Raw genomic sequence first — 10,949 nt, 5'->3', positions numbered from 1 at the left:
TCGGGAATGAATGTATCCCACTATATTAACCCAGGAATGAATTCATCTTGAGCCCGAAGGCATTTAATGCTTATTTTAGTAGGCATCTGCAGATGAGATAGTAAGACAACTAAGTGATTAAAAAATGAACAAAACAGAATTCTACGCGGATCTGAACCGCGATTTTCAGGCGCTTATGGCAGGAGAAACCAGTTTTTTGGCAATGATCTCAAATACCAGCGCGTTACTGTTTGAACGCCTGGAAGAGGTCAACTGGGCCGGTTTTTATCTCCTGGAAGGCGATACGCTGGTGCTGGGGCCGTTCCAGGGTAAGCTGGCCTGTGTACGTATTCCGGTTGGTCGTGGTGTTTGTGGTTCCGCCGTGGCGCAGAACCGCGTCCAGCGCGTGGAAGATGTCCATGCGTTTGACGGCCATATCGCCTGTGATGCCGCCAGCAATTCGGAAATCGTCTTTCCGTTGCAGGTGAATAATCAGATTATCGGCGTACTGGATATCGATAGCACGGCGTATTCCCGCTTCACCGCAGAAGACGAACAGGGGCTTGCAGAGCTGGTCTCGCGCCTCGAAACGCTGATTGCGGCGACCGATTATCAAAAAATCTTTGCCCACGTCGCAGGATAATCAACGGATAACGTAGCATTTAGCGATGACGTCATTATAATGACGCCTGTTCATGCCTGCGGCTTGTTGGCTACGTCCGTTGTAATCAGGAAATTTCATGGAAAATCAACCTAAGTTGAATAGCAGTAAAGAAGTAATCGCGTTTCTGGCCGAACGTTTTCCTCAGTGTTTCAGCGCTGAAGGCGAAGCGCGCCCCCTGAAAATCGGTATTTTTCAGGATCTTGTAGAGCGAGTTGGCGGCGAGATGAATCTCAGCAAAACCCAACTGCGCGCTGCCTTACGTCTTTATACTTCGAGCTGGCGTTATCTGTACGGCGTGAAAGCGGGAGCGATTCGCGTCGATCTCGACGGCAACCCGTGCGGTGAACTGGAAGAGCAACACGTTGCTCACGCCCGTCAGCAGCTCGAAGAAGCCAAAGCTCGCGTTCAGGCGCAGCGCGCCAGCCAGCAGGCTAAAAAGCGCGAAGCCGCTGCCGCGGCAGGCCAGCAGGAAGAAGGTGCACGCCGCGAGCGTAAACCGCGTCCTCAGCCGCAGGCTCGCCGTAAAGAAGGTAGTGAACAGCGTAAGCCGCGTCCTGCAGCTGCCAAAGCACCGCGTGAAGAGCAACGTCTTACCCCGGTGTCTGACGTCTCTGTATTGAGCGTCGGTCAGGCTCTGAAGGTGAAAGCAGGCAACAACGCAATGGACGCCACCGTTGTGGAAATCACCAAAGATGGCGTTCGTGTACAGCTGACTTCTGGTATGTCAATGATTGTACGCGCAGAACACCTGGTGTTCTGAAACGGAGGCCGGGCCAGGCATGAACAAACTTTTTAAGCTCACCGCGCTTGCGGGCCTGCTAGCAATAGCAGGCCATGCCTTCGCCGTGGACGATATCACCCGAGTCGATCAAATTCCCGTGCTGAAAGAAGAGCCGCAGCACGCGACGGTGAGCGAGCGCGTTACCTCGCGCTTTACCCGCTCCCATTATCGGCAGTTTGATCTCGACAACGCCTTTTCGGCAAAGATTTTCGACCGCTATCTGAATCTGCTGGATTACAGCCATAACGTGCTGTTGGCCAGCGATGTTTCTCAGTTTGCGGCGCAAAAAAATAAAATCGGTGATGAACTGCGCAGCGGCAAACTGGACGTTTTCTACGACCTGTACAACCTCGCGCAGAAGCGTCGCTTTGAGCGTTACCAGTACGCCCTGAAGGTACTGGATCGTCCGATGAATTTTACCGGCAACGACAACTTCAACCTCGATCGCAGCAAGGCGCCGTGGCCGAAGGATGAAGCCGAGCTTAACGCGTTGTGGGACGCCAAGGTGAAGTTCGATGAACTGAGCCTGAAGCTAGCGGGTAAAGACGATAAAGAAATTCGTGAAACCCTGACCCGGCGTTATAAGTTTGCGATTCGTCGCCTGGCCCAAACCAACAGCGAAGACGTCTTCTCGCTGGCGATGACCGCTTTCGCCCGCGAAATCGACCCGCATACCAACTATCTCTCCCCGCGTAACACCGAACAGTTTAATACTGAAATGAGCCTGTCTCTGGAAGGTATTGGCGCGGTGCTGCAGATGGACGACGACTACACGGTGATCAATTCACTGGTTGCCGGCGGCCCGGCGGCGAAGAGCAAAGCGATTAGCGTTGGCGACCGTATCGTCGGCGTTGGTCAGCCGGGTAAGAGCATGGTTGATGTTATCGGCTGGCGGCTGGACGATGTTGTCGCGCTGATCAAAGGGCCGAAGGGCAGCAAAGTTCGCCTGGAGGTTCTGCCGGCTGGCAAAGGGGCGAAAACCCGTATTGTTACTCTGACCCGCGAGCGTATTCGTCTTGAAGATCGCGCGGTTAAGATGTCGGTCAAAACCGTCGGTAAAGAAAAAGTCGGCGTGCTGGATATCCCGGGTTTCTACGTTGGCCTGACTGATGATGTCAAAGTGCAACTGCAGAAGCTGGAAAAACAGAACGTCAGCAGTATCGTCATCGATTTGCGCAGTAACGGCGGTGGGGCGCTGACGGAGGCGGTTTCGCTTTCTGGTCTGTTTATCCCATCCGGCCCGGTAGTACAGGTGCGTGATAACAACGGTAAGGTCCGCGAAGATAGCGATACCGACGGTGTGGTTTACTATAAAGGCCCGCTGGTGGTCTTAGTCGATCGCTTCAGCGCTTCAGCATCGGAAATTTTTGCTGCCGCGATGCAGGACTATGGCCGTGCGCTGATCGTCGGCGAGCAGACCTTCGGTAAAGGCACCGTTCAGCAGTATCGTTCGCTGAACCGTATCTACGATCAGATGCTGCGCCCGGAATGGCCGGCATTAGGTTCCGTGCAGTACACCATCCAGAAGTTCTACCGCATTAACGGCGGCAGCACTCAGCGTAAAGGGGTTACTCCGGACATCATGATGCCAACCGGTAAAGAAGATCGCGATACCGGCGAGCAGTATGAAGATAACGCGCTGCCGTGGGATAGCATCGATCCGGCGACCTACGTGAAGTCCGGCGATATGAAACCGTTCGAACCTGAACTGCTTAAGCGCCATGAAGACCGTATCGCAAAAGATCCGGAATTCCAGTACATCATGAAGGATATTGCGCGCTTTAACGCCATGAAAGATAAGCGCAATATCGTTTCTCTGAACTACGCGCAGCGTGAGAAAGAGAATGAAGAAGATGATGCGATTCGTCTGGCGCGGGTAAACGATCGCCTTAAGCGCGAAGGCAAGCCGCTTCTCAAAAAGATAGACGATCTGCCGAAGGATTATCAGGAGCCGGATCCGTATCTTGATGAAACCGTGCATATCGCGATTGACCTGGCGCAACAGGAAAAAGCGCAGCCTCCGGTAGAACCGCCGGTTAGCAAATAACTCCTCAACGGGCACAGGTGATTGTGCCCGTTTCTTTTTCTGTCCTCATCCGGCTGTCGACTTTATTCAACAAAATTGTCAACACTCGCCTGGGGTGTCAGCGATATGCTACAAAATGTAAAGTTGTGTCTTTCTCGTGACTTAGCGGGGTCTGATCGTTGAAAATTAGTATCTGACCCATACGATATGGGGTATCGCATAGTGCGTTTTGTTAAATCGAGGTAAAAAGAATATTATGATGCGAATCGCGCTTTTCCTGCTGACTAACCTGGCAGTCATGGTGGTGTTTGGCCTGGTGCTTAGCCTGACGGGGATCCAGTCGAGCAGCATGACCGGCCTGCTAATCATGGCGCTGCTGTTTGGTTTTGGCGGCTCGATCGTTTCGCTGTTGATGTCGAAATGGATGGCGCTGAAGTCGGTTGGTGGGGAAGTTATCGAACAGCCGCGTAACGAAACTGAGCGTTGGTTGATGAACACCGTCGCACAGCAGGCGCAGCAGGCAGGCATCGCCATGCCGCAGGTGGCGATTTATCACGCCCCTGACATCAACGCCTTCGCCACCGGCGCGCGCCGCGACGCTTCTCTGGTCGCCGTGAGTACCGGTCTGCTGCAGAATATGAGCCGTGACGAAGCGGAAGCCGTTATCGCTCACGAAATCAGCCATATTGCTAATGGCGACATGGTCACCATGACGCTGATTCAGGGGGTGGTGAACACCTTCGTTATCTTTATTTCCCGCGTTATCGCGCAGATTGCGGCCGGTTTCCTTGGCGGCAACCGTGAAGATGAAGGTGAAAGCAGTAACGGTAACCCGCTTATCTACTTTGCGGTCGCTACCGTACTGGAACTGGTATTCGGTATTCTCGCCAGCATCATCACCATGTGGTTCTCACGCTATCGTGAATTCCATGCCGATGCAGGTTCGGCCAAACTGGTCGGTCGTGAGAAAATGATTGCTGCATTACAGCGTTTGAAAACCAGCTATGAACCGCAGGAAGCCAGCAGCATGATGGCGTTCTGTATCAACGGTAAAGCGAAATCGATGAGCGAATTGTTCATGACCCACCCGCCGTTGGACAAACGTATTGAAGCGCTGCGTAGCGGAGAATACCTGAAATAATCTGCCGTGCAGACGCTGAAAATAAAAATCCGCAGCTTTCCGGCTGCGGATTTTTTTTGGCCGCTCGTTATCAGGCGGCGCGCGGCTGAGTTACGCGTAGCCCGCTGATGGCGGCGGCAATGACCGCCAGGGAGCCGGCCAGCAGAAGCGCAGTGTGGGTGCCGCTATTGCCTGCCAGGTTAAACAGCAGGGCGACCAGCGCGGCGCCGCTACTTTGCCCCAGTAAGCGTGCGGTACCCAGCATACCGCTGGCGCCGCCGCTGCGATGGCCTGGCGCAGAGGAGACAATGGTATGGTTATTTGGCGACTGAAACAGTCCGAAACCTGCGCCGCACAACGCCATCCGCCAGATAATATCGAGATCGGAAGGTGAAGAGGGTAATAGCGCAAGGCCAAACAGGCCGCAGGCCATGATCAGCAGTCCCATTGCCCCCAACAGCCCGGCATGAACCTTCTCGATCAAATAACCCGCCAGAGGGGCCATCACCATGGTCGCCAACGGCCACGGCGTTAACAGTAACCCGGTCTCTACTTCGCTGCGTCCGATAACGGTTTGCAGGAAAAAGGGCAGGGAAACCATCGCCAGCATCTGCGCGCAAAAAGAGCAGATCGAGGTGCAGATAGAGAGCGAAAAGATTGGAATGCGCAGTAAATCAACCGGCAGCAGTGGGACCGGCATGCGCAACTGCCGACGAACAAAGAAGAAGCCGATAATCAGCATAGCAATGACCTCGGCCAATACCAGGTAACCAGATTGTCCCTGGGCAAAGCCGCCCAGCGCCGTGATGAGCAACCCGAAGGTAAGGGCGTTCATCATCGCGCTCGGCAGATCGAAACGGGTAATCTTGCTGGCGCTGCTGTTGGGCGGTAAAAAGCGCATGGCGAGGAAGATGGAAATAATCCCCAGCGGTACGTTGATTAAAAACAGCCATTGCCAGGAAGCAAGCGAGAGGATAGCGGCGGCAATGGTAGGCCCCGCGGCGGAGGAGACGGCAACGACGAAAGAGTTGATGCCCATTCCGCGACCTAGCTGCCTCTTAGGATAGATAAGGCGAATCAGCGCCGTGTTGACGCTCATCAGCGCCGCGCCGCCCAGCCCCTGGGCCACACGCGCCAGCGTTAACATCTCGAGACTTCGGGAGAGGGCGCAAATCAGCGAGGTGATGGTAAACACTACCAGACCAATTTTATAGATTCGTCGATAGCCAACCATATCGCCAAGAAACGAGAGTGGCAGCAGGGCGATGACGATAGCGATTTGATAGGCGTTGACTATCCAGATTGAAGATGCCGGCGAGGCATTCAGGTCGGTGGCGATAGTCGGCAGGGCGACGTTGGCGATAGCGCCGTCGAGTACGGCCATCGTCAGGCCTAATACAATCGTCAGAATGGCGCCGTAACGCTGCGGAACCGGCAGGCCATCCAAAAGTTTTTTTTCCATGTGAAGTTTAAGTCTTAGAGGAAACTATTTTCTGATTAATGATTTTAGCATTGATTATTCAACCATAAGTCGCAGATTTGTAACCAACTCGCAGAACAACGATTGCGACGGTCATAATGTGAATTTATAATAAAAAACAGTTCTGAATTTTATAAAACAGTTACGATGAGGTGAACAATGGCAGCTGCTGATATGGATAAACAGCCAGATTCTGTCTCTTCAGTATTAAAAGTTTTTGGCATCCTGCAGGCTTTGGGCGAAGAGCGTGAGATTGGTATCACCGAATTGTCACAGCGTGTGATGATGTCTAAAAGCACGGTGTATCGTTTTTTACAGACTATGAAGTCACTGGGCTATGTCGCACAGGAAGGCGAGTCTGAGAAATATTCTTTAACGTTGAAGTTGTTCGAGCTTGGCGCGCGGGCGTTGCAGAACGTTGACCTGATCCGCAGCGCGGATATCCAGATGCGTGAAATTTCTCGCCTGACCAAAGAGACGATTCACCTCGGCGCGCTGGATGAAGACAGCATCGTTTACATCCACAAAATTGATTCCATGTACAACCTGCGGATGTATTCGCGTATCGGCCGACGTAATCCGCTGTACAGCACCGCCATTGGCAAAGTGCTGCTGGCGTGGCGCGACCGGGAGGAAGTCGAGCAAATCATGGACGGCGTCGAGTACAAACGTAGCACCGAGCGAACCATTACTGATACCAGCGCGCTATTGAAAGTGCTGGACCAGGTGCGCGAGCAGGGCTATGGCGAAGACAATGAGGAGCAGGAAGAAGGATTACGCTGTATTGCGGTGCCGGTCTTCGATCGCTTCGGCGTGGTGATTGCCGGACTGAGTATCTCCTTCCCGACGCTGCGTTTCTCTGAAGAACGTTTGCACGAATATGTGGCGATGTTGCACGCTGCGGCGCGTAAGATTTCCGAGCAGATGGGTTATAACCGTTACCCGTTTTGACAGTGAATGATGAGCTACAGCGTAATACCTTACCCTGTAGCTCCTGTCATTTTAACCCTGGTCGATAACCTTCACGCTTTTGCGCAGAATAGGGCAGTTGGTAATACCGATAATACCGCTATCAGAATGAACATATTGTGCGGTGGTGATACCCTGCGCTGTCAGGTATTTGCATTGCAGTCCCAGCCCGCCAGCATTCTGATTGCTGCCAATTAACACGCCATAACCGCTTAATAATACGCCAATCCAGACAATCGCCAGTATGACAATAGAGCGAATGATCAATCGCATTTTTGCCTCGTTATTTGTATGATCCTGCCGTGTATTCTGGCACGAACACTATTTGATACAAGTCTATGATTCCTAAACTTGCCTTTCGTATTACAGTTAGCCGCGGTTTAAGAAGGCCATGTTATCCTGGCAACATCTGATTATGGTGCGGAGAGTGGAGTGAAAAAATTACGCTGGGTTTTGCTGATCGTTGTCATAGCGGGTTGTTTGCTGCTGTGGACTCAGATGCTTAACGTAATGTGCGATCAGGATGTGCAATTTTTCAGCGGTATTTGCGCTATTAACAAGTTCATCCCCTGGTAAGACATTTTTGTGCCGACGGATTTTCTTCTGCCGCGCGGGTGGTAGAATGAACGCCTTCTCTTTGAGGTGGTGAAATGAGTGAGTTATTGAATCCTGGGATTGTAAGTCTGGCGTCTCTGGCGCTTTCCGTTGTACTGCTGTTGGTGGGGCTGCTGTTATGGTTCTTTGTGAATCGCGCCAGTTCACGTAGCAATGAGCAAATCGAACTGCTGCAGTCGCTGCTGGATCAACAAAAGCGGCAAAATGCGCTGCTGCGCCGTCTCTGTGAAGCCAATGCGCCGCACAAAGAAGAGGTTGCTGAACCTTCAGCGGATGAGAAGGAGAAAAACGACGACGATTTCATTCGTCTCGTTGCCGAACGTTAAGTTTGAAGAACAGGTGTGCACATCGCGTGCGCGCCTGTGAGTGCTACAAAATTTTGCTATAACTTATTCTTATGTAATTCCCCATTTCGCGGCCGGTCGTTACCGTTTAATGAATTAAACATCCACGCTCTATTTCACATATTGAATAATCTTTTGAGCTAATCAAAAAAAGTAATAACGAAACGTTTCTATTGCCTGACGGCAATACTTTGTCATTAATATTTCATTATTAAGGGCTATTTTAGCGGATATTTGGGCTGTAACGAGTTAGGGGTTTAATTAACACTACTACGCGGCGAGTTAAGGCGATTTCCTCTTGTTCTTTAAAGTTATTTGCGCATCATTATGCACATGATGCCGCAACGCCCCCTCAAATATGGCAGTTCGTATACGTACGTACCTGGACGAACAGAAGTTGTTGAGCTATGGTAAAAAAGTTGCATTTATCAGGCATACGTTATTGTGTGTTTGGTAACGATGCAAAGATAAGCCAGGCGCGGCAAAGACGCATAAATGTGCAGGCGATCAAATGATTTCCTGATAATTTGTGCGAACGATCGTGACACGTTTAAAAATGGCTTGCCATTATTTACGTTGTGTGTGATAACACGTTTCGGGTTAAACGAGGTACAGTTCTGTTTATGTGTGGCATTTTCAGTAAAGAAGTCCTGAGTAAACACGTTGTCGTTGAATACCGCTTCTCTGCCGAACCTTATATTAGTGCCTCATGCAGTTATGTGTCAGTTTTATCTATGTAAGCACCTGCGGGTGAAGAAAACAGTTTAAGGAATTTTGCAAATGGCAAAGATTAAAGGTCAAGTTAAGTGGTTCAACGAGTCTAAAGGTTTTGGCTTCATTACTCCGGCTGATGGCAGCAAAGACGTGTTCGTACACTTCTCTGCAATCCAGGGTAACGGCTTCAAAACTCTGGCTGAAGGCCAGAACGTTGAGTTCGAAATTCAGGACGGCCAGAAAGGTCCGGCTGCAGTTAACGTAACTGCTATCTGATTCAAGACCACTCATCTTGTAAGAAAGCCTCGCTATAGCGGGGCTTTTTAGCATCTGTTGCAAAGTATTTCCAATATTTCCCCTCCGACGCGCTTTGTTGCAAAACATCACCCTTATTAGCACTGTTTAGCAGTCTGTTTTACCAATTTTCTGTTAAATCAGGTGGTTGCAAAATAATGCTGGAGCTACGGTGCAAAAGAATAAAAGTAAGTCCGCCACAAATTTTCTCCCTATCCGTTTTGGGTTGCTGTGTGTGGCGATTTTGGGATGTCTTGGATTTCTGCTGGCGAGGGTAGGTTGGCTGCAAATCGTCTCTCCGGATAATCTGGTTAAACAAGAGGATATGCGTTCACTGCGTGAAGAACCCATCGACGTGATGCGCGGAACCATTAGCGATCGTGAAGGACGCCCGCTGGCGGTGAGCGTGCCTGTAAGCGCTATCTGGATAGATCCGCAGACCATGCTGGAAAAGGGCGGCGTCGGCTATGGCCCGCGCTGGCAGGCAATGGCGGAAGCGTTGCATATTGATCTTATTGACCTCTCTCATCGGGTGCAGTCACATCCGCATGCCCGATTCCTCTATCTCGCGCGTCAGGTTAATCCGGAACAGGCGGAGTGGATCGATAAATTACACCTGCCGGGCGTTTATCTGCGCGATGAATCACGCCGCTTCTATCCCGCCGGGCACGTCGCGGCGAACCTGCTGGGTTTTACCAACGTGGATAATCAGGGGATCGAGGGGGTTGAAAAAAGCTTTAACAAACAGCTCATGGGAACGCCGGGGCGTCGGCTGGTGCGTAAGGACCGCCATGGCCACGTGATTGAGAATATTACCGAGCAGGCCGCTGTGCCGGCGCATAACCTGCAGCTCAGTATTGACGAGCGCCTGCAGACGGTGACGGAAGATGCGTTGGATAATGCCGTACGGTGGAATAAGGCGGAATCCGGCGCGGCGGTATTAATCAAGATTGATACCGGCGAAATCCTGTCGATGGCCAGTTACCCGGACTTCAACCCTAATAACCGCGACAGCGCCCAGCTCGATGATTTTCGAAATCGCGCTATCAGCGATACCTTTGAGCCGGGTTCAACGGTCAAACCGCTGGTGATTATGACCGCGCTGCAGCAGGGGATTGTGCAGCCGGATAGCGTGGTTGATACCCATCCCTTTACCCTTGATGGTCATCGCATTCGCGATGTGGGTTATTATCCTGAGTTGACGCTCACCGGTATTTTGCAAAAATCGAGCGATACCGGGGTTTCGCACCTCTCACTGGCAATGCCGGTGCAACACTTGATCGACACTTATAAGGCCTTTGGCTTTGGCGACCCGACCGGGCTTGGCTTGACCGGCGAAAGCTCCGGGTTAATGCCGCATCGCCGTTATTGGGGTGAGCTGGATCGCGCCACCTTCGCCTTTGGCTATGGACTGATGGTAACCCCGCTGCAGCTGGCGCATGTCTATGCGACGATCGGCGGCTACGGCATTGAACGCCCACTGTCGATAACCCGTATCGATCCGCCGGTTATCGGTACGCGAGTTATGCCGCAGGAGATCGTGCATGAAGTGGAACATATGATGGAGAGCGTGGCGCTGCCGGGTGGGGGCGGGACGAAAGCGGCGGTACGCGATTATCGTATCGCGGTGAAAACCGGCACAGCGAAGAAAATTGGCCCCGACGGGAAATACATCGATAAATACGTCGCCTACACCGCCGGCGTGGCGCCGGCCAGTCAGCCGAAGTTTGCGCTGGTGGTGGTGATAAACGACCCCAGCAACGGTAAATACTATGGCGGGGCGGTATCCGCGCCGGTGTTCAGCCAGATCATGGGCGATGTGTTGCGTCTGGAAAACGTAATGCCCGACGGTATGCCGCAGGGCTCTGAGAATCTTATCGTCATGCATAACCGCGAGGGTTCGGTTCCCGCGCTGTAACAGTGGTCTGCGAGGGCGAATAGCGCTACACTTTCGCCCTTTCAG

Annotated in this window: 10 protein-coding genes and 2 pseudogenes; 10 read left to right on the top strand and 2 right to left on the bottom strand. The window is 52.0% G+C overall.

The annotated features are described in order from the left end of the window. Nucleotides 1–124 precede the first annotated feature (124 nt). The 4 genes and pseudogenes from EAE_RS22880 (at nt 125) to htpX (ending at nt 4,591) form a co-directional block, all read left to right on the top strand. Nucleotides 125–638: pseudogene (locus EAE_RS22880) on the top strand (GAF domain-containing protein). 81 nt (nt 639–719) lie between these two features. Further along, on the top strand, nt 720–1,403 hold the full coding sequence (gene proQ, locus EAE_RS22875) for an RNA chaperone ProQ (protein ID WP_015366026.1): 684 nt from the start codon (nt 720–722) through the stop codon (nt 1,401–1,403). A 19-nt stretch (nt 1,404–1,422) separates the two neighbouring features. Continuing rightward, nucleotides 1,423–3,471, top strand: a complete 2,049-nt coding sequence (gene prc / locus EAE_RS22870; RefSeq protein ID WP_015705936.1) for a carboxy terminal-processing peptidase — start codon at nt 1,423–1,425, stop codon at nt 3,469–3,471. A 235-nt stretch (nt 3,472–3,706) separates the two neighbouring features. Next, nucleotides 3,707–4,591: a protease HtpX gene (gene htpX / locus EAE_RS22865; protein ID WP_015366028.1), complete on the top strand. Its 885-nt coding sequence runs from the start codon at nt 3,707–3,709 to the stop codon at nt 4,589–4,591. 70 nt (nt 4,592–4,661) lie between these two features. Here the strand turns inward: htpX and EAE_RS22860 are convergent, their stop codons facing one another. Beyond that, entirely contained in the window at nt 4,662–6,032 is a 1,371-nt protein-coding gene (locus tag EAE_RS22860; protein ID WP_015705935.1) for an MFS transporter, read from the bottom strand. Between the two features lie 177 nt (nt 6,033–6,209). Between EAE_RS22860 and kdgR the strand changes: the two genes are divergently transcribed. Beyond that, nucleotides 6,210–7,001 carry a DNA-binding transcriptional regulator KdgR gene (kdgR, locus tag EAE_RS22855; protein ID WP_015705934.1) on the top strand — a complete coding sequence of 264 codons (792 nt, stop codon included), beginning with the start codon at nt 6,210–6,212 and terminating at the stop codon, nt 6,999–7,001. A gap of 51 nt (nt 7,002–7,052) precedes the next feature. Here kdgR and EAE_RS22850 read toward each other — a convergent pair whose 3' ends face one another. Further along, nucleotides 7,053–7,292 carry a YobH family protein gene (locus EAE_RS22850; protein ID WP_015705933.1) on the bottom strand — a complete coding sequence of 80 codons (240 nt, stop codon included), beginning with the start codon at nt 7,290–7,292 and terminating at the stop codon, nt 7,053–7,055. A gap of 159 nt (nt 7,293–7,451) precedes the next feature. Here EAE_RS22850 and mgrB point away from each other — a divergent pair, with 159 nt between their 5' ends. The 5 genes and pseudogenes from mgrB to ftsI all read left to right on the top strand — a co-directional run bounded on the left by mgrB (nt 7,452) and on the right by ftsI (nt 10,904). Further along, nucleotides 7,452–7,595: a PhoP/PhoQ regulatory lipoprotein MgrB gene (gene mgrB, locus EAE_RS22845; RefSeq protein ID WP_015366032.1), complete on the top strand. Its 144-nt coding sequence runs from the start codon at nt 7,452–7,454 to the stop codon at nt 7,593–7,595. A gap of 74 nt (nt 7,596–7,669) precedes the next feature. Then, a complete protein-coding gene (locus EAE_RS22840; protein WP_015366033.1) occupies nt 7,670–7,960 on the top strand; it encodes a YebO family protein in 291 nt (96 codons plus the stop codon). A gap of 641 nt (nt 7,961–8,601) precedes the next feature. Then, nucleotides 8,602–8,746, top strand: a pseudogene (locus EAE_RS22835) (DUF2627 domain-containing protein). 12 nt (nt 8,747–8,758) lie between these two features. After that, complete coding sequence (gene cspE, locus EAE_RS22830) at nt 8,759–8,968, top strand: transcription antiterminator/RNA stability regulator CspE (RefSeq protein ID WP_001062678.1); 210 nt, start codon at nt 8,759–8,761, stop codon at nt 8,966–8,968. Nucleotides 8,969–9,158: 190 nt separating this feature from the next. Further along, complete coding sequence (ftsI, locus tag EAE_RS22825) at nt 9,159–10,904, top strand: peptidoglycan glycosyltransferase FtsI (RefSeq protein ID WP_015705932.1); 1,746 nt, start codon at nt 9,159–9,161, stop codon at nt 10,902–10,904. Nucleotides 10,905–10,949: the final 45 nt, after the last annotated feature.

The sequence above is a fragment of the Klebsiella aerogenes KCTC 2190 genome, assembly GCF_000215745.1.
Classification (GTDB): Bacteria; Pseudomonadota; Gammaproteobacteria; order Enterobacterales; family Enterobacteriaceae; genus Klebsiella; species Klebsiella aerogenes.
The sequence above is the reverse complement of the archived record's forward strand: the minus strand, read 5'-3'. Positions and strand labels throughout refer to the sequence as shown.

Coding starts and splice junctions, on each gene's coding strand:
- kdgR (WP_015705934.1), top strand. CDS start 6,210: ATGGCAGCTGCTGATATGGATAAACAGCCAGATTCTGTCTCTTCAGTA.
- EAE_RS22850 (WP_015705933.1), bottom strand. CDS start 7,292: ATGCGATTGATCATTCGCTCTATTGTCATACTGGCGATTGTCTGGATT.
- EAE_RS22860 (WP_015705935.1), bottom strand. CDS start 6,032: ATGGAAAAAAAACTTTTGGATGGCCTGCCGGTTCCGCAGCGTTACGGC.
- EAE_RS22840 (WP_015366033.1), top strand. CDS start 7,670: ATGAGTGAGTTATTGAATCCTGGGATTGTAAGTCTGGCGTCTCTGGCG.
- prc (WP_015705936.1), top strand. CDS start 1,423: ATGAACAAACTTTTTAAGCTCACCGCGCTTGCGGGCCTGCTAGCAATA.
- cspE (WP_001062678.1), top strand. CDS start 8,759: ATGGCAAAGATTAAAGGTCAAGTTAAGTGGTTCAACGAGTCTAAAGGT.
- htpX (WP_015366028.1), top strand. CDS start 3,707: ATGATGCGAATCGCGCTTTTCCTGCTGACTAACCTGGCAGTCATGGTG.
- proQ (WP_015366026.1), top strand. CDS start 720: ATGGAAAATCAACCTAAGTTGAATAGCAGTAAAGAAGTAATCGCGTTT.